This is a genomic window from Conexibacter sp. DBS9H8 (genome assembly GCF_023330685.1).
Lineage (GTDB): Bacteria > Actinomycetota > Thermoleophilia > Solirubrobacterales > Solirubrobacteraceae > Palsa-465.
In genome coordinates, this window is record NZ_CP097128.1 from 2,658,079 (window position 1) to 2,684,144 (window position 26,066).

The following is a 26,066-nucleotide window of genomic DNA, read 5'->3' on the forward strand; positions in this document are numbered from 1 at the left end:
CTAGGAGGGTAGTCGTTCTTCGAGGCTGCAGCGGTGCTTGACCGTCAGCCGCGACGGAAGGTCCTCAAGGAACCGGGCCGGGGCGAGGCCGACAAGCTCGGCGGCGGCGACCGGGGTGAACGCCTCGATCGCCATGAGCACCCGGGCGGGTGAGCTGACCGCCGGGGACTCGAGGTTCGTCGACACCTGCACGACCCCGGTGGAGAGCGCGAGTCCGAGTGCCCGCACCCCCGGCAACCGGCGGATCTCGGCAGCGATCGCTCGAGCGTCCGCGAGAGTCGCCGGCGCGGCCAGCTCGTAGTTGAAAGCCACCAGCGGCGGTCGGGCGGCGACGAGCGTCGCCCCGGCGGTCGGGTGCGGCCGGGGCGGGCCGAAGTCTGGCCACAACTCCCCGGCGTCGATCCGGCGGCCCAGTTCAGCGATCCCGCCGCGGCGCAGGGTCGCCCGGGTAACTTCCCCATCGGTCAGCTCGCCGTAGAGGAACACCGGGACGGCGCAGGCCTCGGCGATGCGGTCGGCGGTCAGCAGCGCAGCCGCTCCGGCGAGGCCACGGTCGGCCTCTGAGAGGTAGACGATCGGGGCAACGTCGAGGGCGCCGACGCATGGGTGGAGCCCGGAGTGGGCAGTCATATCAACGTGGCCCACCGCAACCTTCGCGCCCTCCAGGAGCGCATCACTGACCTCACCCGCCGATCCGGCGAGCGTGAACACACTCCGATTGTGGTCGGCGTCGGTGTGGACGTCGAGCAGCGTCGCCCGCCGCCCCATCACCGTGGCGATCGCGTGGATGAGCGCCTCATCTCGGCCCTCAGAGACGTTCGGCACCGCGAGCAGCGTCACAAGCGCCAGCGTACGCGCTGATGCCGGCGGACCGGGCGGGACGAGTTCGCTGCACGGTGGGGCCCCGCGGTCCGTGGGCCCTCCCCCACGGGCTCACTACACTCTCCGGGCCCCTGCCGGAGTAGCTCAGTCGGTTAGAGCAGCGGAATCATAATCCGCGTGTCGGGGGTTCGAGTCCCTCCTCCGGCATACCCCGGGCACCATGTGTGTATTGTGTGCGCATGGCTCGGGTCAACGTCTATCTTCCGGACGAGCTCGCAGAGCGCGCACGAGCGGCGGGGGTGAATATCTCGGGCGTCACCCAGGATGCACTCCGTGGCGCGCTCGCCAGCGTCGACACCGACCGTTGGCTTGATCGGCTCGAGCGGCTGCCGGCCCGCGACGTCGCTCACGAGCGCGTGATCTGCGCCCTCGATGAGGCGCGTGAGGACTTCGGTGCCTGAAAGCGTTGTACTCGATTCGTCGGCGATGGTCGAGGCGTTGATGGGCACACAGCTGGGAAGAGCGACGCGCGCCCGTCTTCGCGGGTGTGAGCTGCATGCACCGGCGCACTTCGACGCTGAGGTTCTCTCCGCGGTGGGCCGGTTGCATCGCGCAGGCGAGCTCGACGCGACGATCGTTTCGACATCACTGAACGAGCTTGCTGTCGCGCCGATCGTCCGACATCCCCTTGCCGGACTCCTGATTGGAGCATGGGCCGCCCGTGACCGGCTGCGGCTCGTCGACGCTCTCTATGTCGAGTTGAGCACCGTACTCGGCGCCGTGCTCGTGACGACGGACGCGCGCCTCGCCCGGAGCACGGCGGCGGACCTCGTCAGCTGAGTGACGGCCGGCCTCGGCGATGACCGCGCCTGTGCTCCGCGTTCGTTGCCGGCGTCAGCTTGGACCAGATCCGTGCGGCGCCGTCACAGGGCCGAGGACCCGTTGCCGATCAGCACGACCGAACCGGCCGAGGACGCCTTGGCCCCTGAGACGAGGGTGAGCAGGACGCCCGTGTAGTTGGACGCGTCGGCCGGGAGGGTGATCTGGACCGGCCCGACCTTCCCGTTCGTGATGCTCGGAACGAGCCCGAGGGCCTTGTAGTCGGAGGCGGACTTGTACAGCCAGAGCACGTAGTGGCTGCTGCCCGGAGCGGGGAGGCCCGAGCCGGTGAACACGAGGACGTTGCCGCTGCTCGTCTTGACGACCTCCACGGAGCCCGTCGCGTGCGAACCGGAGGAGGCCGGCGCGAGCGCCAGCGTGTCGAGAATCTGGGGGCTGTTCGCTCCCGACGTGACGGTGGTGCCGGCCGCGGTGGTACTCGTCGCGGTCGCCGCGTTGGCGGGGACGGGGCCGACCGGTGGAGTGGCACTGCCCGAGCCGGTCACGTAGAGGACGGCGGCGGCGACGAAGAGCACCGCCGCCGCGGCGAGCACGGCGACGCCTCGATCGGGTCGGCGTCCGTTGCCGGCGTCGCGACGGCGCACGTCGCCTCCCTCACGTGCCGGACGGCGCGACGCCCCGGCGTGTCGCCGACCAGCCGCCAGCGTCGAATCGGACCGGCGCGGCACGACGGCCGGTTCGGACGGGCTCTCGCGCGGGGCCCGGGACCGATCGGGCGTCGGCGGGGAACCGGCGTCGGGGACGGCCGGCAGCGGCACCGTCGCGTGGGCGCGGAGCTCATCGGAGACCCCCTGCGCCCACACCCGCGAGGAGTCGTCGTCCATCAGCGCCGACAACGTCTCGATCCGTGCCGCTTCATCGACCTGGCCGAGCAGATAGTCCCCGACCCGAGCAATCTCGTCGGATGAGACCGCCGCCGGTGGGACCGCCAGATTGGCGAGCGCGGCGTGGGCCCGACCGCGCACCGCCTCCGGCGGGATTCCGAGCATCGACCCGACCTGGTCGTAGCGGCGGCCCTGCCGGATCAACAGCGACAAGACGGCCTGTTGGTCGGGGGTCAACTCCCGGTAACGGTCAGGCATGGCAGTACCCGGCGATGCGATAGCCGTGCGCACACGTCGTCCGGACGAGGAAGTATTTCTGCACGGTCCCGAGGTATTTGTCGAGGGCCGGGGCCTGCGCGGACTGGATCAACGTCGCCCGGATCACCGGGGTCGCCTGGGTGAGTGACTCCTTGGGGAACGACGTCCTGTTCGCCGAGTAGTAGGCGGCGATCTGGGCGGCGCTGATCGTCGGCGTCGGACCGCTGTGCCGAGCCGCCAGCTTGTCCGCCGCCAAGCCTGCCCGGGCCTCGTAACGCAGCTGGGCCTGGGTCATCTTCTCGGTGTCGAGGTAGTGCAGGAGGGCGCTCGCCTTGGGGAAGGAGCCGTGGACGGCCTTGTCGACGGCCGCCGCAGAAATCGTGATGTGCTCCCGGGCAGCCTGCTGGAGATACCACTGCGAGCTCACGAGCATCGTGATCACGTCCTCGGCGAGGACGGCGCGCAGGGTCGAGCAGGTGAGTTTCGCCTGGTTGTGCGTGAGCGCCTTGGCGCCGCTGGAGCGGTGCCCGTCCACGTAGGCGATACAGCGCGCGTAGCTGGGCGGATCCGGTACGAACGGCGGGATCGCGGTGTCGCTCGCGTGCAGGGAGGCGACCTCCGTCGACAACCAGGCGCGGTAGGCGGCGAGCGTGATCGGTGTGCCGTTGACGTTCGCGATCGCCACGCTCGAGCTCCCCGTGGCGACGATCGCGAGGATGAGCAGGATCGCTGCGACGAGCAGCGCGCCCCACTTCCAGCGGGCAACTCCAGCTAACACTCAGACCCCTCCAACTGACCCCTCCAACCGTTGCTCGACATCCGTCCGACGGAGTCCGGTGATCCGGCCATCGGACGGACCAGAGAATCATTTTGCCCTAAGGAGCGGCGAAGAACGGCTTCTCGTCGCCCTTCCAGGGGCCGCTTGAGCGGAACCCGGCTGCCACCCACGGCCGATGCGCCTCCCTCGTTCGAGTGACCCGGCCCGGTGCGTTGGACGCTATACACCCCAGTCAGTGGAAGCGGGCGCGCTCATCTCCGGTCCCCTCCGGCCTCGGGGCGTCGCCGTGCTCCAAGCGGGCGGCCTCACCGTCCTCAACGGGGAGCGGGTGCTGCTGCGCGAGGTCTCCCTCGATCTCCGTGCCGGCGAGCTCGTCGCACTGATCGGGCCGAGCGGGGCGGGCAAGACGACGCTGCTGCAGGCCCTGTCGGGCAGCGGACCCCTTGATTCTGGGGTGATCACCCTCGCCGAATCGAGCACCCAGCAGCGCTACGGGATCGGCTATGTCCCCAGCGAGGACCCACTCCATGACGAGCTCACCGTCGTCGAGGAGCTGCTGTTCGCCGCCGCGCTCCGCGGACCGGCGGACGCGAGCACCGACACGCTCGAGGAGACGGTCACCCGGGTGCTCGACGATCTCCAGCTCACCGCCCAGTCCGAGCAGCGGATCCACAGCCTCTCCAAAGGGGAGCGCCGTCGGGTCGCCCTCGCCGTCGAACTGGTCGGCCAACCCGACGTGCTCCTCCTCGACGAGCCCGGCAGCGGCCTCGACGCCGCCCTTGAACGCCGCCTGATGCGGCTGCTGCGCGGACTCGCCGACCAGGGACGGGCGATCCTCGCCGCCACCCACCAAACGGCCTCCCTGCGGCTCTGTGACCGGATCGCCGTGATGGCCCCCGGTGGGCGGCTCCAGTGCGTCGGGACCCTGGACGAGCTGCTGCGCTACTTCGCCGTTGACGGCGTCGACGGGATCTATGACCGGCTCGAGGAGCTCGCCGGCCGGCCGGACCTCGCGCCGACGGGCACGCCCTCTCTCGGCGAGCTGCACCGTCCCTCCCCCCTCGGTCCCCCGCCGGGGTTCATCCGCCAGCTGTCGATCATGACCGAGCGGTCCGCGCTGTGCCGGCTCCGTGAGTCGCGCAATCTCGCCGTGCTGATCGGACAGGCGCCGATCATCGGGCTGGCGATCGCCCTCGTCCTCCCTCACGGCGCCGTCGTCGACCCGAATCTCGGCCCCTACTACGGGGTGCTGATCAGCTTTCTCCTGCTCACCGCAAGCATCTGGCTCGGCACGATCAGCGCCTGCCGCGACATCGTCGCCGAGCTCGACACCGTACGGCGAGAGACCGCGGTCGGGCTGCGGATCGACGTGTACATCGTCGCCAAATGCCTCACCCTGTTCCCCGTCATCCTCATCCAGACCGGCCTGCTGGCGATCGTCGTGGTGGCGATCCAGCCGATGCCCCAGGGCACCGGATGGGTCGTCGTCGGGTGCATGGTCACCGGGCTCGCGTCCGCCTGCTTCGGGTTGTGGCTGTCGGCGTGGGCGCGCAACTCGGACATCGCGATCGGCGCGACGCCGCTGATCATGATCCCCCAGCTGCTGCTCGCCGGCGCGCTGATCCCGATCAGCGCGATGCCCGCCCCGTTCCGGGCGATCTCCGATCTGCTCGTCGGACGCTGGTCCTTTGACGCTCTCGGCAGCGGAATCGGCCTCGGGCAGCGCCTCGGCGCGAGCCTGGCCAGCGTCACCGGGCTCACCCCCAACTCGTTCTCGGCGAGCCCGTCGGCCCCGATCCTGCTGATGGTCGGCATCGGGCTCGTCGTCCTCGTCCTCACCTCGCGGACGGTGCTGGGCCGGATCGGCAACTGACCCGCGAATCAGCCGATCGCGACCATCCGCTCGATCGGCACGCGGGCGCGGGCGGCCAGATCGGCGTCGACCTTCACCTCCGCCCCACCGTTGCCGGTGAGAGCGTCCCGGAGCTTGGGAAGGGTGATCATCTTCATGTAGCGACACGACGCCGCCTCGTTGGCGGCGATGAAGTCGACGTTCGGGGCCGCCTCCCGGAGACCGTGCAGCATGCCGGTCTCGGTGGCGACGATCGCGGTCCGCCGCGGGACGCCATCGACGGTCACCTGGCCGGCCTGGTCGGCTGCGTAGGCGAGCATGCCGCCGGTGGAGAGGAGGTGGACGCCGTCTGCGGCGACGTCACCTGCGGCGACGTACTCGAGCACCGGGGTCGAGCAGCCACACTCGGGGTGGATGAGGAAGTCGGCGTCCGGGTGGGCGGCCCGGGCGGCGTTGATGTCGTCGGGCCGAATCCCGGCGTGGACATGGCACTCGCCGTCCCAGACGTGCAGGCTCACCCCGAGGGTCCGTTCGACGTAGGCGCCGAGGAACATGTCGGGACCGAAGAGGATCTCCGTGTCGGGACCGTGGGTGGCGAGGATGTGGGAGACGACCTGGACCGCATTGGCGGACGTGACGCAGTAGTCGGTCTCGGCCTTGACCGCCGCCGTCGTGTTGACGTACATGACGACGACCGCGCCCGGGTGGGCGGCCTTCCACTCGCGCAGCTGCTCGGGGGTGATCGAGTCGGCAAGCGAACAGCCCGCATCGGCGTCGGGGATCACCACCCGCTTGTCAGGGCTCAGCACCGAGGCAGTCTCAGCCATGAAGTGCACACCGCAGAAGATGATCTCGGGGGCGTCCGTCGCGGCGGCCCAGCGGCTGAGGCCGAGCGAATCACCAACGTAGTCGGCGACTTGCTGGATCTCGGGAAGCTGGTAGTTGTGGGCGAGAATGACGGCACCGCGGGCGGCGGCGAGCTGCCGCACCTCACGCTGCAGGCCGGGGATGTTCTCGAGCAGCAACGGCCCGGTGGCCGCGGTGGGTCGGTCGCCGAGCATCGGGAGGGCGTTCATCAGATCGGCTCCAGCAGAAGTGAGAGGTCGAGAGCGGGGGCGCTGTGGGTGAGAGCGCCCACCGAGATGAAGTCTACGCCCGTGTCCGCGACGGTCCGAATCGTCTCGAGGCTGAAGCCACCGGAGGCCTCAAGCTCGGCACGACCGGCGACGAGCGTGACGGCCGCCCTCAGCTCGTCGGGATCCATGTTGTCGAGGAGGATGCGAAAGCCGGAGCCCGAGCCGTCCTCAGGGGCGAGCGTCGCCCACGCCTCAAGCGCTTCTCCCACCTCCGCGAGGGTCTCGGCCTCGATCTCAACGAGCATCCCAGGGTGGTCAGCGGCGGCACGCGCGAGCGCCGCCGCAACGCCCCCGGCGAGGGTGACGTGGTTCTCCTTGATCAGGATCGCGTCAAAGAGCCCGACCCGGTGGTTGGTGCCGCCCCCCGCCACGACGGCCGCCTTCTCAACGAGCCGCAGTCCGGGGGTCGTCTTGCGCGTGTCGAGGATGCGAGCGGGTGTCCCCGCGACGGAGGTGACGCAGCGATGGGTCAGTGTCGCGACCCCCGACAGGCGTTGGAGGAAGTTGAGCGCGGTCCGCTCGGCGGCCAGCAGCGCCCGGGCGCGGCCTTCGATCTCGAGCACCGGGCCGCGCTCGCGCCAGATCCCTTCGGGACTGAGCCGGGTCAGCGAGGCCGCCGGGTCGAGGGCGAGGAAGCAGCGCTCGGCGAGCTGGAGGCCGTAGATGACGCCGGGCGCCTTCTGGGTGATCCGGGCCCGGGCTCGCTGCTCCACCGGGACGGTCGCCTCAGAGGTGACGTCACCGCTGCCGATGTCCTCAGCCAGCGCCCGGGCGACGAGCGCGTCAAGCACGGCGGGATCGATCTTGGCGGGCACGCGGGCAGGATATCCGGGCTCAGGCGGAAAGGGAGCCCGCAAGGACGCGCACGGTCGCAAAGCTCGGGTCGGCGGCGCCGTGCAGGCGCGCGCCCGCGGCGGTGAGGGCACGGAGGTAGCCGACCACCTCGGCGGTGATCCGCTCGCCCGGCAGGAGGGTCGGGATACCCGGCGGGTAGCCGGCGATCGACTCGGTCGAGATCCGTCCGACGGCGGCATCGACCGGCACCGCCTCACTGGCTCCGAGAAACGCCTCACGCGGCGCCACGACGGCGGGGGCGGCTCCGGACGGCGGCGGTGGCACGCTCACTCGCGCAGCCGGGTCGGCCGGGGCGAGAAGCCGCACCGCCTCAGCGAGGTCGTGGGCGAAGCGCATCAGCGGCTCCAGCGGTTGGGCGAGCCCGAGCACGAGCACCATCGCCTGATGGGTGGACAGCTCGAGGTGGATGTCATAGCCGCTGCGCAATGCCTCGGCGATCTCATAGCCAGTGTGACCGGTACCGCGGACGTCGATGACGAGGCGGAGCGGGTCCCAGCCGGCGACGCCCGGGCGGCCGACCTGCTCGGCCCCGACGACACGGCAGCCGGGAATCGCCTCGATCAGGCCACGCACCCGAGCGGCGGCAGCGATGGTGGCGTCGATCAGCATCTCCCCGTGCACGGCGAGCTGGCGGCGCGCCCCGTCGAGGGAGGCGAGCAACAGCGCCGAGGGTGAGGTCGAGCGGACGAGCCGCACAGCGCGGGCGACCGCCCCGACGTCAACCCGTCCCGAGCCGGAGACGAGCAGCATCGCCGACTGGGTGAGCGACCCGACGATCTTGTGCGTCGAGGCGAGCATCGCGTCGGCGCCGAGGGCGAGCGGTGAGGCGGGCAGCCCGGCGTGGAAGCCGAAGTGCGCTCCCCAGGCGGCGTCGACGATCAGCGGGACCCCGTGGGCGTGGGCGACCTCGACACAGCCGGCGATGTCGGCGGCCATCCCGTAGTAGGTCGGCGAGACCATGAAGGCGGCGGTCGCCTGCGTGGCGGCGTCGAGGGCGGCCGCGAGCGCGGTGGGCGTGATGCCGTGGGCCATCCCGAGCTCGGCGTCGTACTCGGGCGCGACGAACACCGGTAGCCCGCCGGAGAGGACGAGACCGTCGACGAGGCTCGCGTGGGAGTTGCGCTGCACCACCGCTCGTGCTCCGAGCGGGGCGAGGGCGAGGGCGAGGGCGTGGTTGCCCTGGCTCGCGCCGTTGGTGAGGAACCAGCAGCGGTCCGCCCCGTAGGCGGCGGCGGCGAGCGCCTCGGCTCGCTCATAGGGGGTCGGGCGCGGCCCGATGTCGATCCCCTCGATGTCCTGCGGAATGTCGAGGGCGAGCGCGTCGGCCCCGAAGGCGTGGATCAGACCGGGATCCGCCCCGCTCACCTTGTGCCCGGGCACATGAAAGCGCGCCGGGCCACGGAAGCCGTAGCTGATGACCGCGTCAAGGTAGGGGGCGGTCGGCTGGCCGGCCGGAAAGGCGCTCACGACGCGGGTGTGGCGTTTGCGGCGGCGAGCAGGTAAGCGCGGACGAACCCGTCGAGGTCACCGTCGAGCACCCGGTTCGCGTCCCCCATCTCAAAGTCGGTGCGGTGGTCTTTGACCATCGTGTAGGGGTGCAGCACGTAGGAGCGGATCTGGGAGCCGAAGTTGACGTCCTGGGCCTGGCCCTTCTCACGGGCGATCTCCTCGCGGCGTTCCCGTTCGGCGCGCTCAGCGAGCTTGGAGCGGAGCATCGCCATCGCCTGGGCCTTGTTCTGGGTCTGGGAGCGCTCGTTCTGGCACTGGACGACGATCCCGGTCGGACGGTGGGTGATGCGGATCGCCGAGTCGGTCTTGTTGACGTGCTGGCCACCCGCCCCCGACGCGCGGTAGGTGTCGACCTGGAGGTCGTCCTCGTCGATGGCGATCTCACCGACGTCCTCAACGACCGGGGAGACCTCCACGCCGGCGAAGGAGGTCTGGCGCCGGTTGGCCGAGTCAAACGGCGACAGGCGGACGAGCCGGTGAACGCCCTTCTCGGCGCCGTAGAGCCCGTAGGCGTTCTCCCCGTGCACGGCGAAGGTCGCCGACTTGATTCCGGCCTCCTCCCCGGGGGAGGCCTCGAGCAGTTCGACGCTGAAGCCGCGCTTCTCCGCCCAGCGCATCTCCATCCTCAGGACCATCTCGGCCCAGTCCTGGGCGTCGGTGCCTCCCGCGCCGGCGTTGACGCTCACCATCGCGTCGCCGGCGTCGTAGCGACCGGAGAAGAGACGCTCCTCCTCCAGCGCGGCGAGACGCGCCTCGACCGAGGCGACCTGCTCGAGCAGCTCCGAGGACAGGCTCGGGTCCTCCTCGGCCATCTCCGCGAGCGCGTCAAGATCCTCGGCGTCGCGCTCGAGCCGGGAGAAGGTGTCGATTTTGCGAGACGCCCGGGCGTGCTCGGAGCTGACCTGGGCCGCCCGCTCCTGGGTGTCCCAGAACCCGGGCTCGGCCATCTCCGCCTCCAGCGCACTGACGCGCTCGCTCAGCCCAGCCGGGTCAAAGATAGTCCGCGAGCAGCTTCAACTGCGCGCGGATGGCAGCGAGTCTCTCCCCGAGAGGCTCTGTGGATGGCGCGGAACTCATGCCGGGAGCCGAGCCTAGCAGCGTCATCGACCACCGCCCCCGGGCCGGTCCCAACCACGGCGTCACACTAGGATCGAAGCCGTGCCGGCCTTTGACGACCATCTGCAGATGCGCTCGATCGACGTCGTCGGCAGTGAACGGAGCTTCTGGCTGCCGGACGTCCGTCCGCGCGGCGAGGCGCCGCTGATCATCGCGCTGCACGACCGTGGTGAGACGGGGCGGCGATTCGCCCACGCCAGCGGCCTCGCCGCCTCAGCGACTGCGGCGGGGTTCAACATCGCTTTTCCGGACGCGCTCGAGCGAGTCTGGGACGACCATGGCACCGGGCGGCGCGACGGCGCCGACGATGATGCCTTCCTCACCGAGCTGATCGCGCACCTGCGCCGGCGCGGCGAGTGCCGTGCCGACCCGCCCTACCTCGTCGGGCACGGCGAGAACGGGGCGGCCTTCGCCGAGCGGGTCGCCCGGGAGGGCGTCCAGCCGCTCTCAGGATTGCTGCTGCTCGGCGGTACCGCCCGTGAGGCGAGCCGGCGGCTCACGCCGGTCCCGGCACAAGCGGTCCCACTGATTCTCTCTGACCCTCCGCGGCCGGGCCGTCGGCGGCCCGGACTGCGCACCCGGCTGGCGCTGCGTTCGGTGACCGAGAACGGCGTGATCGCCGCCGAGCGCCTGCTCGAGGACTGGGCGGCCGTCAACGGCCCGGTCGGGATGACCGCGGAACAACGAACGGTCCCCGGCGACGGTGCCGGCATTCTCGCGGCGCTGGCCGAACTCGCCGCGGCTCAGCCGGCCGGCCGGGGCCTCAGGCCCCGTGGCACTTCTTGAACTTCTTCCCCGACCCACACCAGCACGGGTCGTTGCGGCCGAGCTCATGCTCGGCATCGACGGTCCGCTGCTGAACGGCAACCGGCGCCCCGCCGTTCCCGGCCGGCTCGGGCCCGAGCTCGGCGTCACTGACGGGGCCGGAGGCGGCGGCCGCGGCGGCGATCGCCTGGGAGCCGCGGAGCCCCGCCCCGCCGGAGTAGCTCACCCGCGCCCGGCCGGTCGCCGAACTCGAGGACGGCGCCCGCCGGGGGGCGGGCGCCGGCGCGGTCGCGGGGTCCTGAACCGGGTCGGCGGGGGCGACGTGGAAGATGAGCCGGGAGAAGTCGCTCCAGATGAGGTTCATCAGGTCCCCGAACAGGCTGAATGCCTCATTCTTGTAGTTGACGAGCGGATCGGTGACCGACATGCCGCCGAGGCTGCGCAGGTGGATACCCTCGCGCAGGTAGTCCATGTCGTGAAGGTGTTCCTTCCAGCGCTGATCGATCGTCTGGAGCAGGAGGAACCGCTCCACGACACGCATCCATTCCTCACCGAAGACCTGTTCGCGCGCCTCATACTGAGACATCGCCTCACCGACGAGCCGCTGTTCGAGATCGTCGCGGTCAAGCTGACCGGGAACGAGGGACTCCATCAGGGCGTCGGAGGGGACGAAGATCTCCTGGACCTGGGTCAGCAGCCCGGGGATGTCCCAGTCGTCGACGAAGTCGCCGCCGGCGTATTCGGCGACGAGCCTGCGGACGTGGTTGGCGATCTCATCCCGGGCGGCCTCACGCATATCGCGACCCTCGAGGATCTCGTCGCGGTAGGTGTAGATGACGCGGCGCTGCTCGTTGAGGACGTCGTCGTACTCGAGGGTGTGCTTGCGGGCGAGGAAGGCGTTCTCCTCCACCTTCTTCTGCGCCTTCTCGATCTGTTTGGAGAGCATGCCGGCTTCAATCGGCTCCTCGTTGCCCTCCGCGTCGGTCGTCCCGAGCCGATCGAGGATCCGGTAGATGCGGTCCCCGGCGAACAGACGTACGAGGTCGTCCTCGGCCGAGAGGAAGAAACGTGACTCGCCGGGATCACCCTGGCGGCCCGCCCGGCCGCGCAACTGGTTGTCGATCCGGCGCGACTCGTGGCGCTCGGTGCCGATGATGCACAGGCCGCCGGCGGCCTCGACGCGGGCACGGTCGTCCTCCACCTGGGCCTCGAAGCGGGACAGCAGTTCGGCGACCTGGGCCTCGAACTCGGGAGTTCCGTCACTGAGCCCGAGCGACCGCGCCGCCAGCGTCGCCATGTGCTCGGGGTTCCCACCAAGCTTGATGTCGACACCGCGGCCGGCCATGTTCGTCGCGATCGTCACGGCTCCGGGCTGACCGGCCTCGGCGACGATCTCGGACTCCCGCTCGACGTATTCGGGCTTGGCGTTGAGCACCGTGTGCGGAATCCCCCGCGCCCTGAGCCGAGCCGAGAGCAGTTCAGAGACGTCAACCGCGATCGTTCCGACAAGCACCGGCTGCCCCTTGGCGTGACGGGCCTCGATCTCGCGGAGGACGGCGGTCCACTTGCCCTCCTTGGTCTTGTAGACCTGATCGTTGCGATCGTCACGCTGCATCGGGCGGTTGGTCGGGATCTGGACGACCGGGAGGTCGTAGATCTTCATGAACTCGGTCGCCTCGGTGATCGCCGTTCCGGTCATGCCCGCGAGCTTGTCGTACATCCGGAAGAAGTTCTGGTAGGTGATCGAGGCGAGCGTCTGGTTCTCCTCCTGGATCCGCACGCCCTCCTTGGCCTCAATCGCCTGGTGAAGCCCCTCTGACCAGCGGCGGCCCTCGAGGATCCGTCCGGTGTGCTCGTCCACGATCTTCACCTCGCCGTCGATGACGAGGTAGTCCTCACCGTTCTTGAACAGCGACTCGGCCTTGAGCGCCTGCTGAAGGTGGTTGACGAGGTGGCCGTTCTCGGCCCGGTAGAGGTGCTCGATACGCAGGAAGCGCTCCGCCTTGGCGACGCCGCGCTCGGTCACCGACACCGTCTTGTACTTCTCGTCGAACTCGTAGTCGAAGTCGGCGACGAACGCCTTGCGCTCGGGCGGGAGCAGCCCCTCGGGAGTCTTTCCCGGCTCCATCACCTTCGCGAGCTTGGCGAACTGCACGTAGATGTCGGCCGCCTGCTCGGGGGCGCCGGAGATGATCAGCGGAGTCCGTGCCTCGTCGATGAGGATGTTGTCGACCTCATCAACGATCGCGTAGGCGTGTGCGGCCGATCCGCCGCCGGCCGGCCGGGCCCGTCCACCGTGCTGGACCTTCTGCTCGAGGCTGACGGCCATGTTGTCGCGCAGATAGTCGAAGCCGTACTCGGAGTTCGTCCCGTAGGTGACGTCGGCGGCATAGGCCGCCTGCTTCTCCTCATAGGGCTGCATGTTCTGCAGGATCCCGACCGACACGCCGAGGAAGTCGTAGATCGGCTTCATCCACAGCGCGTCACGCCGGGCGAGGTAATCGTTGACCGTGACGACGTGAACCCCGCGCCCACCGAGGGTGTTCAGCACGACCGCGAGCGTCGCGGTGAGCGTCTTGCCCTCCCCGGTCCGCATCTCGGCGATCGACCCGTCGTGGAGGACCATGCCGCCGATCAGCTGCACGTCAAAGTGGCGCATCCCCATGGTGCGCCGCGACGCTTCGCGGACGAGCGCGAACGTCTCCGGCAGCAGCGCGTCGAGGCTCTCGCCGTTGCGGGCGCGCTCACGCAGCTCGTCAGCGATCCCCCGGAGTTCCCCATCCGAGGAGGCCTCCATCTCAGGCTCATAGGCACCGATCCGGGCGACACGCTGCTCATAGCTCTTGAACTTCTTGCCCTCGCCGATGCGGAGGGCGCGGTCGAGCAGGGACATGGGTCTAGCGTAGCGGTCTCACCCGCGGGTCCGCCCCGGTGGCGAGGCCAGTCCGAGGGCGGCGGCGGCACGCGGGCCGGGGCGGTTGGTGCGATGCGCAGGCACCGCACCAACCGGTGGCCCTTCCGCGGGGCGACCCGCGGACCGGGAGAGCGCTCAGGCGGTCTTGGGACCGAAGCCCGAACCACTCCAGAGAGCGGTCGCGGAGCGGCCCATGGCGCGCGCTTGGCGCCGGTGCCGGCGCTTCTCCCGGTGGCGCTTGACCTGCACGGCAAGCTCCTCGGAGGCGAGGTTGATCGAGTGGTGCACCTCACGACTGGCCGCGCACGCGCGGAGGGTCACGCCCTTGAGATGGAGGGTGACGTGGGCGACCTCGGAGTCGGCGATCGCCGGGTTCGGCTCGTGGAAGACCTCGACCTCGAGTTGCGCGAGGGAGGAAACCTGACGGTCGACCACCCTGAACCTGCGGGACACGTGCTCCTTGAGCTCGTCGGTCACCGGCATGTTGCGGCCTTTGACATCGATTCGCATCGATGACCTCCTAGGGTCTGGTGGCCGCCCCACTGTGGCGGCGCGGCCACGCTAGGTGCAATCTCCAGTTAATACACCCTGGCGCGCCGGATGTCGAGCGCGCTGGACATGGGTTCGATAAGCGTCGCGGGGCGGCCGGGGCGCCAGAGTGAAACAATCGGACCGTGACCCCGCCGTTGACCTGGACTTTCGAGCCGAGCGTGATCGTCGGCGTTGCCGCGCTCAGCCTCGCCTACGGAACGGGCTGGCGGCGGGCCCGCCAGCCCGGCCAGCCCCACCCGCCCGGCTACGGGCGCCTGACGCTGTTCGTCATCAGCATGCTGAGCATCCTCGTGGCGCTCATCTCACCCGTCGACACCTGGTCAACGGACCTGCTGTTCGTCCACATGATCCAGCACCTGCTGCTGCTCGACATCATGCCGATCACCCTCGTGCTCAGCCTCACCAAGGGCATCCTGCGGCCGGTGACCCGTCGGGTGACCGTGATCGAGCAGCGGATCGGCGTGCTCGGCTACCCGGTCTTCGCCCTCCTCGCCTACATCGGGTTCATGCTGGTGTGGCACATCCCGGCGATGTACGACCTCGCGCTGCGCCAGCCGCTCATCCACGTGCTCGAGCACGCCTGCTTCGCCACAGCGGGCGTCATGTACTGGTGGCACCTGCTCTCCCCGATCAAGGCCCGAAACCACCTTGGTGGACTCGGCCCGGTGAGCTACATGGTGATCACCAAGCTGACCGTCGGCGGGCTCGGGATCGCCCTCGCCTTCGCCCCCTATTCCTTCTACCCCTACTACCAGCACCACATCCACTATTTCGGCCTGAGCGCCGTCGTCGACCAGAACATCGCCGGGCTCGTGATGACCCTCGAGCAGTCGATCGTGATGGGGATCGGGGTCGGCTATTTCTTCGTCCGCGCGCTGAATGAGTCCGAGCGCGACCTCAAGCGTCGCGAGCGCTACGACGCGACGCCGGTCTAGCTCTCAGCGGCGACGTGCCCGGCGACGCGCCGGACGGCGCCTCGGGAGCCGGACGGTACGCGTCTCCCACGGGCTCACCAGCCCGAGCGCGTTCGTCGCCTGGGCCCGGAACCCGTAGGTCACGCCTCGGCGTACGACGACCCGGTCACGGAGACCGCCACCGCCGCGGGCGATGGTCCGCCAACCCGTCCAGCGCCGGCCGTACCGAGCCCGTTCCTGAAGGATGTCCTCGACCCCCCGGTCGCCGCCGCCGACGTGCACGTTCACCGTGAGCCGGTCAGAGCGAGAGCGCCGCCCCGGCGGCCTGAGGGTCAACCCGACGGTCGGGGGATCAGCACACGATGGCCGGGTGAAGACGTCGGAGCCGAAGTAGTTCTCGCCCGGCAGCCCGGCGTAGCCGAGATGGGACAGGCCGAACAGGTTCTCGATCGAACCGAGCATCGCGTAGTGGTTGTAGGGAGTCTTCGACACGGTCCCGGGTGCGATGCAGGGCGACAACAGGACCGCGCCGACCCGACCGCCACCATGGCCAAACAGCCCGGGCAGCGGCTCGCCCGGTCCGGCGATCTCCCCGCAGCAGGAGGAGCCATCGGAGCCGGAGGCTTCGTCGAAGGTCGTGATGATCAGCCCGTTTTGATCCTGGTAGGCCGGTGAGTGCGTGATCTTCGGGATCCAGGTGGAGAGGAACTGGTCGATTCCGGCGAGCCCACCATCCTCTCCAGGCGTTTTGCAGGTCGCGTCGTGACCGTCGTGACACAGGTTGGGGGTGATGTAGACGTAGTTGGGGGTGCTCGCCGCGCTCTTGAGGTCCTGGTTCAACACGTTGAGGTTGACCACGTGGCTGTCGCAGTAGGCGGTGTTGTCGATGACGCTGTGGAAGTAGACGAACGGGTCATGCCGGGTCGCGTAGGCGTCCCCGGCGACCTGGCTCTGGGTGTTGTCGCGCGCGCCGACGGGCGGGTGGCCGCAGGTCGAGGACTCCCGTGAGGGGATGTTCCCCATGTCCTCGTTGTAGTCGCGCCAACTCAGCCCGGCCGCATCCAGCTGGGCGCCGATCGTCGGGATGTCGGCCGGGTAGACGCAGCCCTCGCCCTCCTGTTGGTGATAGGGCGGCCCGGTCGTGGCGGTCGTCGGAAAGTTCACATAGTTCTGGCAGTCGGTCGAGTTATCGACGTTCGGCGCCTGACCGCTCACCATCGAGATGTAGTTGTCGTTGGACTCGTGCCCGGTGCCGTAGTAGTTCGGCAGAAACGCCCCCTCGGCTCGCATCGTGTCACCGAGATAGGGCACCGGCGACGGTCCGCTCGCCGGGAACGTCGTGGAGGCCGACTCGTTCTCCAGCACGATCACGAAGACGTGGCGGATCGGCGGCAAGCCGGGTGCGGCGCTGGCGTCGGGTGCGGCGCTGGCCATCTGACGGTGGACGGCGGCAGTCGCCGCGCCACCCGGTGTGAAGACGACGCCAGCGAGGACCGCCGCGGCCAGCACGGCCCATGCGGTGATGCTGTGCCTCGATCTGCTCATTGACGTTCTCCCCGTGCCGGTCGACATCCCTGACGGTCTAAGCGTACGAGGAGAACGTGACCAGTTGTCACCAAGCGGTGATCGCCAGCGTTCGCCGACGCACGCACGACAGCCTCCGCCGCACTCATCCCTAGCATGACTGGTGATGCCGAGTTCCGCCGCTGCCGACGCCGCCGCCCAGATCGAGGCGCTGATCGGCGTCGCGCTCGGGCTGGCGCGGACGACGACGGCCGGCCGGCTCGTCCTCACCCGCCTCGGGGCCAACCTTCACCCGAGCTGGATCCGCGAACCGCTCGCGGGCCCGGTCGGCAGCGCCATCGAGGCGGCCACCGTCGCGGCCGCCGCCCCCCTCCGGATCCGTGAGGTCGAGGCGATTCTCCGCGACGCCTGGGGGGTCCGCCGGGTCGAGGCGACCCTCGACTCCCTTGAGATCGATCCGGTCGCCGTCACCGCGATCGCTCAGGTGCACCGGGGCGTCCACGACGGCCGCTCGGTCGCGATCAAGGTGCTCCGTCCCGGGCTCGCCTCGGCGGTTCGCCAGGACCTCGCCCTGCTCGACGGGCTCCTCACCCCGCTCGCCGGCGCGTTCCCCGCCCTCGATCCGGCCGGGCTCGTCCGCGAGGTCCGCGAGCGAGTGATGGATGAGCTCGATCTCGAACACGAGGCGACGATGATGCGCCGCTTCCACCGCGCCCTCCGCAGTGGCCCGGTCCGGGCGCCCGCCCCCGTGAGCGAGCTCTGTCACGAGACGGTGCTCGTGAGCGAGTGGCTCGAGGGCCAGCCGCTCTTCGACGGTGTCGGCTCACGGGCCGACACCGTCGCCGCCGCGCTGCTGACGTTCGTTGTCGGCGGGCTTCGGGAGGGGCTGGTCCACTGTGACCTCGATCGTGCCGACCTGCGGCTGCTGGCCGACGGAAGCGTCGGCGTGCTCGACTATGGGGCGGTCGCCACCGTCGACCGATCCCGGGCCGATCACGCGCTCGCCGTTCTCGACGCATTCCTCCGTGGCGACGCGGACGCCCTCGATGACGCCGTCGTCGCGCTCGGGGTACTCGCCCCCGGTTCCGGCGAGTCGGCCCTCACCGTCACCCGGGCGGTGCTCGGGCCGCTCGGCGAGCCCGCACCCTCCCGCCTCGACATCGCCGCGGTGAACGGCGTCCTGAGCCGACTCGAGGACCAGGAGGAAGCGGTGCTCGGACTCGCGCTCGCCGCCCGGCTGCCTCCCGGTGACCTCTACCCGGCCCGTGCGATCGGGCAGCTGTGTGCCCAGCTCGCCTACCTCGGGGCGACCGGAAGCTGGCTCGAGCTTGCGCGTGACGCGCTCACCCGGGGCTGGGCGGCCTAGGTGCGCGCCGTCTCCTTCTCCGCCTTCGGCGGCCCCGAGGTGCTCGAGATCATCGACGCCCCCGTGCCCGAGCCCGGGCCGGGCCGGATCCGGATCGCTGTCGCCGCCGCCGGTGTCAACCCCTATGACTGGAAGCTGCGCCGAGGCCTGATGGGCGGAGAGCCGCCCAGGCGGGTCGGGCTCGAGGTCGCCGGACACGTCGACGCGCTCGGTGAGGGGGTGACCGACGTTCGGGTCGGGGACACCGTGTACGGGTTCGCGATCGGCGGGGGGGCGGCCGACTACACCCTGTCGGCCCACTATGCCCGGATCCCCGCGGGACTTGACCTCATCACTGCGGCTGGGCTGCCGGTCGCCCTGGAGACAGCGTTCCGCGTCCTTGATCTCGTCGGCATCGGCGCTGAGGGCTCCGCGGGGCAGACCCTGCTCATCCACGGCGCGAGCGGGGCGGTCGGCCAGAGTGCGGTGCAGATCGCCCGCGCCCGGGGCGCCCGCGTGATCGGAACCGGGTCGGTGGCCAACCATGGGCGGCTGGAGGCGTTGGGAGCCGAGCCGGTCGCCTACGGGGAGGGCCTTCTCGGCCGGGTGCGCGAGATGACCGACGGGCGCGGAGTTGACGCGGCCGTCGACGCGGCCGGCGGCGGAGTCCTCGGTGACCTCGTGGCGCTCACCGGCGACCCGGCGCGGGTCGTGACGATCGCCGACTTCGACGGGGCCGGGGACCACGGGGTGACCGCGAGCGGTCAGAACAGCGCCTTCTACGGGCTCACCGCCGTCGCCGAACTGCTCGACCGCAGGGCCTACCGACCACCGGCGGTCGAGGTCCACCCGCTCGCCGAGGTCGCAACCGCACAGGCGCGGTCAGAGGCCGGCCACCTCGGGGCCGTCAAGCTCGTGCTCAGCCTCGATTGACGCGCCGGCGGCGGGCCCGGGACTGGGTGCCGCGGCTCCACTCGTTCATCTGCCACGGCGAGTCGAGCGGGCTCTCGCCGAACTGGTGGTCGGCACCGGGCGCGTCCGCCCCGCTGTAGGGCCGGTTGTGGATGCCGCTGCCGGCCACCGTCCACCAGCCGATCACCACCCCGGCCAATACCACCACCACACCGATCACCATCGCCACAGCTCAGATGGTACGCCGCCGGCGATGCCGCCCCGAGCCGGGCTGACGAGGGTCAGGCGAGCAGGCCGATCCGCTGGGCGAGCTGGACGGCCTCAGCCCGGTTGCGGGCCCCGAGCTTGCGATAGAGCGCGCTCGTGTGCTCCTTGATCGTGTGCGGACTGAGAAACAGGCGCCGGGCGATCTCCGCGTTCGTCTCCCCGGCAGCGATCAGCTCGAGCACCTCGCGCTCGCGCTCGGTGAGCAGCGGCTCGGGCTGGGCGGACTTGGTCGGAAAGAGCGTCTGCCCCGAGCCGACGAGCTGCACCGCGCGGGCGAGCTCGGAGGCCTCGAGGTCCTTGGAGACGAAGCCTGAGGCGCCGGCCGCCTTCGCCGCCGCCGGTGACATGCGGCCGGCCCCGGAGATGAGCAGCACCCGGGTGTGGGGGGACTGCGCGCGGATCGCCGCGCAGACATCCGCCCCCGACTCGCCGGCGAGGAACAGGTCAACCAGGGCGACGCTCGGTTCAAAGCGGCGCGTGAGCGCGAGCGCCTCCGCTCCGCTACGGGCCGCCAGGCACCGCTCGACCCACGGCTGGGAGCCGAGCAGCAGGCGCAATCCCCAGTGGACGACGTCATGGTCGTCCACGACGAGAACCCTCAGACGGGCAGGACCAGCCGAGCCCGCCATGAGCGGTCCTCACACTCTCCGAACTCGACGACCCCGCCGAGCGACAGCGCCTCGAAGGCCGCGAGCCGCAGCCCCATCCCCGCCCCACGCGGCCGAGCGGCGACCCCGTCATTGCGGACCTGCAGGGCAAACGTCTCACCATCGTTGGTGACCGTCACCTCGATCTGGGTCGGGGAGGCGTGTTTCTTGGCGTTGCGCAGCGCCTCGGTGAGAAACGACTGCGCAGCCACCTCATGGCTGGCCGGGACGGCGACCCCGGCGGGCCAGTGCACGGTGATCTCCGCCCCGGCGATCGTCTGCACCCCCGCAAGCCGTTCGAGCTCGGCGGCGAGGGAGCCGTGCTCGTCCGGGTCACGGATCGCCAGGGGCCGTTCGAGGGCGGCGCGCAGCTCGCCCATCGCCTCCTGCAACTCGGTCCGTGAGCGTTCCCGCTGGGCGTCGTCGAGGTGGGGGGCCGTCAGCGCGAGCGACACCCCGAACAGACGCTGGATCACCCGCTCGTGGATCTCGCGGGCGAGGTCAAGCCGTTCGGTGAGCCGCCGAGCCTGCTCCTCCTCGCGCGTGGTGATCCGAGCGGTGGCCACGAGAGCGGCCGTCTTGCCGAGTGTCCAAAGGAGGTGGCGTTCCCCGTCGGAGAGATCGAACTCGCCGCCGCCGCGGTCGGCGAGGATCACGCCGTAGGCGCGACCGGCGGCCGACAGCGGCGTGCAGGTCAGCGTCGAGATGCCGAGCTGGTCGGCGTACTCGGCCGGGATCTCCGCCTTGATGCCGGTGCGGACAATCACCACTTCATCCGCCTGCAGGGCCCGGCGGGCGAGCGGTGCGCCCCACAGGGTCGGGCGCATCGCCGCCAGCTCGGCGAAGGAGGTTCCGTGCGCGCCCACCGCTCGGACGGCGTGGCCGCGTCCGTGGGACATGAAGATCGCCGCCCGCTGCATCGTCGTCAGCCGGCAGATCGCCTCACAGATCCGGTCATAGAACTCCGTCGAAGTCGTCTCCACGTCCAGTTCGGCGAGCAGCTCGACGAACACCTCGAGCGGCTCGACTCCGGCAAAGAGCGTCGGCGTGCGGTTCATCAGGCGACGGTGGAGCCGCTCATGCGTCGACCGGGAGGGGGTGGTGGCGGCGGATCTCATAGAGGGTCGTCCGCTCCGCCGCCGGGCGGCCGGCGCCGTGCGCGGCGGCGATGAGGTCGGCGGGATCGAGCCGGACCCCGTGGTCGGCTCCGGCCATCCGACTGATCGACTCCTCCATCAGCGTGCCGCCGAGGTCGTTGACCCCCCACCCCAGCGCCTCGGTCGCGCCGGCGAGCCCCATCTTCACCCAGCTCGCCTGCAGGTTGGGCACGCTCGAGCCGAGCGCAAGGCGGAACACGGCGGTGTGCTTGAGGTTCTCCTCCATCGAGATCTCCTCGATCCCGTGCCGGCGGCCCAGCAGTGTCTGGAAGGGGATGAAGGACAGCGGCACGAACTCGGTGAAGCCGCCCGTGCGGTTTTGGAGGCCGCGGATCACCTCCATGTGGCGGGCCAGCTCCCAGGGTTCCTCGATGTGGCCGAACATCACCGTCGCGGTCGAGCGCAGTCCGGCGCGGTGGGACGCCTCGATGATCTCCACCCAGCGGTCCGCCGGCAGCTTGTTCGGGGAGATCCGCTCGCGCACCCCGTCGTCGAGCACCTCTGCGGCGGTTCCCGGGGTCGAGCCGAGCCCGGCGGCGCGGAGGCGGGTGAACACCTCGGCGGGCGTCAGTCCGCTGACGTCGACCATGTGGGCGACCTCCATCGGGCTGTAGGCGTGGAGGTGCAGCTCGACGCCGTGCGCCCGTCCCGTCGTCTTGGCGAAGGTGAGCCAGCGGGCGTAGTCCTCGAGCTGCCAGTCGGGGTGGATGCCCGACTGGATGCACAGCTCGGTCGCGCCGAAGGCGACGGCGTCCGCGATCCGCTCGGCGAAGTCCGCCTCACTGTGCTCGTAGGCGTCGGGGGAGCGTCGCGACTGGCCAAAGCCGCAGAAGGCGCAGCCGACCGTACAGATGTTCGAGACGTTGATGTTGCGGTTGACGACGAAGGTGACGGTGTCCCCGGCGTACTCGCGGCGCAGCCCGTCGGCGGCTTGACGGATGTCCTCGATCACCTCGGGCCGGCGCTCGGCGAACAGGGCGGTGAGCTCGTCACGGTCCAGGGGCCGGTCGGCGACCGCGGCGGCGATCGCGCGGTGGGCGACGCCGGGGGCGACGGTGAGCGTGCGCCGGCGGCCGGAGCCGTGGCGGGGGATGAAGGACCAGTAGTCGGTGCGGATGAGGTCGAGCACGCCGGGGGCGATCCACTCCGGGTCGATGTACTCGGGGTAGACACACAGCCGCTCCGACAGCGCGTACCCGTCGGCGCCGAGGCGACGGCGGACCTGGGTGGGACTCGGGAAGGGATGCTCGGGGCTGATGTGGTCGCCGTTGGCCGACAGGCCACCGAGGTCGGTCGCCCCGGCGGCGACGAGCTCGGGCCAGAAGTCACTGAGGTTCGGCGGAACCTGGATCCCGACGCCCGGCAGCGTCTGCGCGCAGAAGCACACGAGCTCGGTGAGATCGCCGAGCTCGACCGGTGTCGCCCACGCGGGAACTGCCTCACGCGGACCCTCCCCGATCCCGGTGCGCCAGTACCGGGCGGCCGCATCGGTGGCGATCTGCGCCGGTTCCTGACCGTAGTAGGAGGGGTGGGGCAGGAAGTTCTGGATGATGATCTCCTGCAGGTGCCCGTACTCGGCGTGGACGGCGGCGAGGGCCTCCAGCGCGCCGAAACGATCCTCGCGCGACTCACCGATTCCGACGAGGATCCCGCTCGTGAAGGGGATCTTCAGGGCTCCGGCGGCGCGGATCGTCGCCAGCCGGGCGTCGGGATGCTTGGTCGGTGACCCCTGGTGGGCGGTCAGTGACGGGTTGATCGACTCGAGCATCAGCCCCTGAGATGCGGTCACCTCGCGCACTCGGGCCAGGTCGGCCTCGGCGAGCACTCCGAGGTTCGTGTGCGGCAGCAGTCCCCGCGAGAGCGCCTGTTCACACACCCACACGACGTAGCCGACGAAGTCGTCAAAGCCGAGCTCGGTCAGGCGCGCCCGGACGCCCGAGTTGACCTCCGGCCGCTCCCCCGTGAGCACGAGCAGCTCCTTGACCCGGTGGCGGGAGACCGCCTGGTCGAGGAGGGCGAGCACCTCCTCCGGCTCGTGCAGGTGCGCCTGGTGGGTGGCAAAGGCGCAGTACTTGCAGTAGCAGCGACAGGTCCGCGACAGGGACAGGGTCAGGTTCCGGCTGAACGTCACGCGGCGGGACATGGCCGTCAATGCTAGAGGCCGCTCGCGGCACCGCTCTTCGCTGACCGCGCCGCTCTGACCGGGCGGCATCGGGCACTATCGTTTCTGAAGTGCCCACCCCCGACCGTCCCGATCCCGCCGAAGACCGCCACCTCCGTGAGGCCTGCGGGATGCTCGATCGCTCCGAGCGCGGCAAGCTCGCCCTCAGCGGGCCGGATGCGAAGGCGTTCCTGCACGGCCAGGTCAGCCAGGACGTCACCGCCCTCGTGCCCGGGCACGGGAGCTACGCGGCGCTGCTGACCAACAAGGGCAAGATGCTCGCGGATCTGCGGATCCTCGACGCGGACGCGGAACTGCTCATCGACACCGAACGGCCGGGCCTGCAGGAACTCTTCAACACCCTGTGGCGCTTCCGGCTCGGACACGACGTCGAGCTGCACCGTCGCACCCTCGAGCGCGGGCTCCTGTCCCTGATCGGACCCCGGGCCGATGCGGTGCTCGCCGACCTCGGTGCCACCCCCCCGGGCCCGGCCGAGCACGATCATCACCTCGGCACGCTGGCCGGCGTCGAGGTCCGGATCATCCGGACCGACGCCGGCGTCGACCTCCTCGCCGAGGCCGCGGCGGTCCCCGACCTCACCGCCGCCCTCGGCGCCGGGGGAGCAACACCGGTGTCGGAGACGGCCGCCGAATGCCTGCGCATCGAATCGGGCCGCCCGCGTTACGGCACCGACCTCGACGACACCGTCATCCCCCAGGAGGCCGGGCTCAATGACCGCGCGGTCTCCTTCACCAAGGGCTGCTACGTCGGGCAGGAAACGGTCGCCCGGCTCTTCTACCGTGGCAAGCCCAACCGGGAGCTGCGCGGGCTGAAAGCGTCGGCGCCGCTCACCCCGGGCCTGGAGCTGCGTGCCGCCGGGCGGGTGGTCGCGACGGTCACGAGCGCCGCCGACTCCCCGCGCTTCGGCCCGATCGGGCTCGGTTTCGTCCGCCGCGAGGCGCCGGTCGGAGCGCGACTGGAGGCCGACGGCGACATCATCGCCGAGGTGGTCGAACTGCCCTTCCGCTGAGGCGCCGCCACGGACGCCCGTTGGCGCGCTCCGGCGAGGAAGGCCGCCAGCACCGCCGGATCAGGGGGAGGCGCGAGCGCGAGCTGCTCAAGCTCGGGATGGGCGCTCAGGTAGGTACTGAGGATCGCCAGCTCGTCCACCTCCTCCGGCGGGACGTGGGCGCCGGTCCCGGGCCGGCCCGCCCGGGCGAGGACCCGCTCGGTCCGCCGGACCACCTCCCCCACCTCATCGGGGAGCTCACCCCAATCGAGGAGGCGACCGGCGGCGAGCCAGAACGCGTCAAACCGCACTGCCCGGGGATGCCGGGCGAGGATCAGCAGAGGCCGCGCGTGCGTCGCCCCCAGCCGCCCGTCGAGACGGGCGAGGATGGTCACGCACCGCGCCCGGCGCCGGACGAGCGCGGCGGCACGCTCGTACTGTCTGGCCGCCGACGCCTCGGCGATGCGGGCGTCGATCAGCTCCAGCAGACCCCGACGGGCATCCTCGACGCAGAGGAACGGTGCGAGGGCCTGATCGAGCCGACGCCGATAGAGGTTCGGGTCGAGGTCTCCGAGACACGGTGAGAGACAGCGTCCCATCTGCCCGTAGACGGACGGGGCGGCGCGGCGCGACAGCCTCCGGCCACAGTGGCGCAGCTGGTGCAGGGAGGTGAGTTCTCCCGCGAGCTCCGCGACCGCTTCCGCACCCCGTACCGGGCCGATGTTGATCGCGTGGCCGCCCGCCGGACGGGCGGCCACTTCGAGCACCGGAAAGGGGATGTCGAGGCGACAGGTGAGATACACCGGCGTCCCCTCGCGCCCGGAGCGGGGGGCCCGGGCGACGTTGCCGGCGGGCGCCAGCTCCTTGATCAGACGGTTCTCGAGGATGAGAGCGCCGAGTTCGGAGGCCGTCGCCCGGTAGTCGACCAGCCGGGCCTGCTGGGTCCACGCCGCTCGCGGCGTCGAGGGCGCGAAGTGGGCCCGGGCCCGACTGGCGATCGCCACCGACTTGCCGACGTACAGCGGGACACCCCGCTCGCTTGCGAAGACGTACACCCCGGGGTCGCTCGGCAGCTCCGTGAAGTCGAGCGCCGGGATCTCCCGCGCCCCAACCGCCGCCTGGCGCCGGGGCCGAGGGTGAGGGCGACTGGGCTGGCGAGCCCGCCGGCTCGCCCCGGGTCCGATCAGCGCGACGGCATCCGCGAGGGTCGGGGCGGCGGCACAGAGCGTGCGAAAGAGCGCGCAGAAGATCGCCGCGCAGGTTTCCGCGTCCGCGAGGGCACGGTGGGTGGTGGCGACCTCGATCCCGAACGCGTCGGCAAGCACCGCGAGCCGTCGCGAGGGGGCGGTGACGGTCGGCGGCATCAGCGCCCGCGCGAGCGCGACGGTACACAGCGCGGGCGGGTCCGGCCAGGCGAGCCCGGCCGCGCCGAAGGCGGCGGCGAGCACGCGGCGGTCAAACGCCGCGTTGTGGGCGACGAGCACTCGCCCCGTGAGCAGATCCGCGAGCTGGGGCAGCACCATCTCGGGTCTGGGTGCGCCGTCGATGTCGGCCTGGGTGATCCCCGTGAAGCGCTGGACCCCGCGGCCGAGCGGGAGGTTGGTCGCCACAAGCGAGGACCAGCTCTGATGGGTCTCGCCGCCGCCGACGATCACCGCACCGACCTCCGTCAGCTCACAGGACGCGCCGCCGAGACCGTTGGTCTCGGTATCGAGGGCGACGAACTCGAGCGTGGCGAGCGGGCGGTCGAGGGAGAGCATCGCCAGGTGATATCCGCCGGCCCGGACGGGCTGCAGACCGCCGTGCAGAACCCCCGACCAGGCCCCGGGGGCGATCCGGCGCAGCGCC

At 70.7% G+C, this 26,066-nt stretch carries 22 protein-coding genes, 1 tRNA gene and 1 pseudogene; 9 read left to right on the plus strand and 15 right to left on the minus strand.

All coding sequences use genetic code 11. From position 1 onward, the window contains the following. Positions 1-840, minus strand: coding sequence for a hypothetical protein (locus M3M55_RS12630; protein ID WP_249009861.1), 840 nt, complete (start codon positions 838-840; stop codon positions 1-3). Between the two features lie 115 nt (positions 841-955). On the opposite strand from M3M55_RS12630, the gene M3M55_RS12635 reads away from it, so the two are divergent. The 3 genes from M3M55_RS12635 (at position 956) to M3M55_RS12645 (ending at position 1,662) form a co-directional block, all read left to right on the plus strand. Then, positions 956-1,029: transfer RNA gene (locus tag M3M55_RS12635), tRNA-Met, on the plus strand. Positions 1,030-1,061: 32 nt separating this feature from the next. After that, entirely contained in the window at positions 1,062-1,283 is a 222-nt protein-coding gene (locus tag M3M55_RS12640) for a type II toxin-antitoxin system CcdA family antitoxin (RefSeq protein ID WP_249009862.1), read from the plus strand. Continuing rightward, positions 1,255-1,662 carry a type II toxin-antitoxin system VapC family toxin gene (locus M3M55_RS12645; protein ID WP_371878698.1) on the plus strand — a complete coding sequence of 136 codons (408 nt, stop codon included), beginning with the start codon at positions 1,255-1,257 and terminating at the stop codon, positions 1,660-1,662. The genes M3M55_RS12640 and M3M55_RS12645 overlap by 29 nt, the downstream gene beginning before the upstream one ends. 83 nt (positions 1,663-1,745) lie before the next feature. On the opposite strand, the gene M3M55_RS12650 is transcribed toward M3M55_RS12645, so the two are convergent. Further along, positions 1,746-2,804 carry an RNA polymerase sigma factor gene (locus M3M55_RS12650; protein WP_249009864.1) on the minus strand — a complete coding sequence of 353 codons (1,059 nt, stop codon included), beginning with the start codon at positions 2,802-2,804 and terminating at the stop codon, positions 1,746-1,748. Further along, positions 2,797-3,582, minus strand: a complete 786-nt coding sequence (locus M3M55_RS12655) for a hypothetical protein (RefSeq protein WP_249009865.1) — start codon at positions 3,580-3,582, stop codon at positions 2,797-2,799. The genes M3M55_RS12650 and M3M55_RS12655 overlap by 8 nt, the downstream gene beginning before the upstream one ends. Before the next feature lie 235 nt (positions 3,583-3,817). Here M3M55_RS12655 and M3M55_RS12660 point away from each other — a divergent pair, with 235 nt between their 5' ends. Next, positions 3,818-5,455, plus strand: coding sequence for an ATP-binding cassette domain-containing protein (locus M3M55_RS12660; RefSeq protein WP_249009866.1), 1,638 nt, complete (start codon positions 3,818-3,820; stop codon positions 5,453-5,455). An 8-nt stretch (positions 5,456-5,463) separates the two neighbouring features. On the opposite strand, the gene nadA is transcribed toward M3M55_RS12660, so the two are convergent. The 4 genes from nadA to prfB form a co-directional block, all read right to left on the minus strand. After that, positions 5,464-6,510, minus strand: coding sequence for a quinolinate synthase NadA (nadA, locus tag M3M55_RS12665; protein WP_249009867.1), 1,047 nt, complete (start codon positions 6,508-6,510; stop codon positions 5,464-5,466). Further along, complete coding sequence (gene nadC, locus M3M55_RS12670) at positions 6,510-7,385, minus strand: carboxylating nicotinate-nucleotide diphosphorylase (RefSeq protein ID WP_249009868.1); 876 nt, start codon at positions 7,383-7,385, stop codon at positions 6,510-6,512. The genes nadA and nadC overlap by 1 nt, the downstream gene beginning before the upstream one ends. Positions 7,386-7,404: 19 nt before the next feature. Continuing rightward, positions 7,405-8,892 (minus strand): aminotransferase class I/II-fold pyridoxal phosphate-dependent enzyme, encoded by a 1,488-nt coding sequence (locus tag M3M55_RS12675; protein ID WP_249009869.1) that lies wholly within the window; start codon positions 8,890-8,892, stop codon positions 7,405-7,407. After that, a protein-coding gene (prfB, locus tag M3M55_RS12680) for a peptide chain release factor 2 (RefSeq protein WP_249009870.1) occupies positions 8,889-10,011 on the minus strand; the annotation gives its coding sequence in 2 pieces (ribosomal slippage) (positions 8,889-9,926 and positions 9,928-10,011; 1,122 coding nt in all). The genes M3M55_RS12675 and prfB overlap by 4 nt, the downstream gene beginning before the upstream one ends. Positions 10,012-10,092: 81 nt before the next feature. Here prfB and M3M55_RS12685 point away from each other — a divergent pair. Further along, entirely contained in the window at positions 10,093-10,836 is a 744-nt protein-coding gene (locus tag M3M55_RS12685) for a hypothetical protein (protein ID WP_249009871.1), read from the plus strand. Here the strand turns inward: M3M55_RS12685 and secA are convergent. Both secA and hpf read right to left on the minus strand, forming a co-directional pair. Next, the gene (secA, locus tag M3M55_RS12695) at positions 10,814-13,708 is read right to left on the minus strand and encodes a preprotein translocase subunit SecA (protein ID WP_305883302.1); all 2,895 of its coding nucleotides are present in this window, start codon (positions 13,706-13,708) and stop codon (positions 10,814-10,816) included. The two genes, M3M55_RS12685 and secA, sit on opposite strands and share 23 nt — an antisense overlap. Positions 13,709-13,864: 156 nt before the next feature. After that, positions 13,865-14,239 carry a ribosome hibernation-promoting factor, HPF/YfiA family gene (gene hpf, locus M3M55_RS12700; RefSeq protein ID WP_249009872.1) on the minus strand — a complete coding sequence of 125 codons (375 nt, stop codon included), beginning with the start codon at positions 14,237-14,239 and terminating at the stop codon, positions 13,865-13,867. Between the two features lie 164 nt (positions 14,240-14,403). Between hpf and M3M55_RS12705 the strand changes: the two genes are divergently transcribed. Beyond that, positions 14,404-15,216 (plus strand): cytochrome c oxidase assembly protein, encoded by an 813-nt coding sequence (locus M3M55_RS12705; protein WP_249009873.1) that lies wholly within the window; start codon positions 14,404-14,406, stop codon positions 15,214-15,216. Between the two features lie 3 nt (positions 15,217-15,219). Here the strand turns inward: M3M55_RS12705 and M3M55_RS12710 are convergent, their stop codons facing one another. Continuing rightward, positions 15,220-16,740: an alkaline phosphatase family protein gene (locus M3M55_RS12710; protein WP_249009874.1), complete on the minus strand. Its 1,521-nt coding sequence runs from the start codon at positions 16,738-16,740 to the stop codon at positions 15,220-15,222. 145 nt (positions 16,741-16,885) lie between these two features. Between M3M55_RS12710 and M3M55_RS12715 the strand changes: the two genes are divergently transcribed. Then, complete coding sequence (locus tag M3M55_RS12715; RefSeq protein ID WP_249009875.1) at positions 16,886-18,085, plus strand: AarF/UbiB family protein; 1,200 nt, start codon at positions 16,886-16,888, stop codon at positions 18,083-18,085. Continuing rightward, positions 18,086-18,997, plus strand: a complete 912-nt coding sequence (locus tag M3M55_RS12720; protein ID WP_249009876.1) for an NADP-dependent oxidoreductase — start codon at positions 18,086-18,088, stop codon at positions 18,995-18,997. On the opposite strand, the gene M3M55_RS12725 is transcribed toward M3M55_RS12720, so the two are convergent. From M3M55_RS12725 to cofH, 4 genes are read right to left on the minus strand one after another with little or no spacing between them, the layout of a single operon-like run. Further along, positions 18,984-19,205, minus strand: coding sequence for a hypothetical protein (locus M3M55_RS12725; protein WP_249009877.1), 222 nt, complete (start codon positions 19,203-19,205; stop codon positions 18,984-18,986). The genes M3M55_RS12720 and M3M55_RS12725 overlap by 14 nt on opposite strands. Before the next feature lie 52 nt (positions 19,206-19,257). Beyond that, the gene (locus M3M55_RS12730; RefSeq protein WP_249009878.1) at positions 19,258-19,830 is read right to left on the minus strand and encodes a response regulator transcription factor; all 573 of its coding nucleotides are present in this window, start codon (positions 19,828-19,830) and stop codon (positions 19,258-19,260) included. A gap of 11 nt (positions 19,831-19,841) precedes the next feature. Next, on the minus strand, positions 19,842-20,948 hold the full coding sequence (locus M3M55_RS12735; RefSeq protein WP_249009879.1) for a GAF domain-containing sensor histidine kinase: 1,107 nt from the start codon (positions 20,946-20,948) through the stop codon (positions 19,842-19,844). Between the two features lie 19 nt (positions 20,949-20,967). Next, positions 20,968-23,190, minus strand: coding sequence for a 5-amino-6-(D-ribitylamino)uracil--L-tyrosine 4-hydroxyphenyl transferase CofH (gene cofH, locus M3M55_RS12740; protein ID WP_249009880.1), 2,223 nt, complete (start codon positions 23,188-23,190; stop codon positions 20,968-20,970). An 89-nt stretch (positions 23,191-23,279) separates the two neighbouring features. Here cofH and M3M55_RS12745 point away from each other — a divergent pair, with 89 nt between their 5' ends. Then, a complete protein-coding gene (locus tag M3M55_RS12745) occupies positions 23,280-24,239 on the plus strand; it encodes a folate-binding protein YgfZ (protein WP_249009881.1) in 960 nt (319 codons plus the stop codon). Between the two features lie 1,235 nt (positions 24,240-25,474). On the opposite strand, the pseudogene M3M55_RS12750 reads toward M3M55_RS12745, so the two are convergent. Continuing rightward, positions 25,475-25,978: pseudogene (locus M3M55_RS12750) on the minus strand (PolC-type DNA polymerase III); the annotation flags it as partial. Positions 25,979-26,066: the final 88 nt, after the last annotated feature.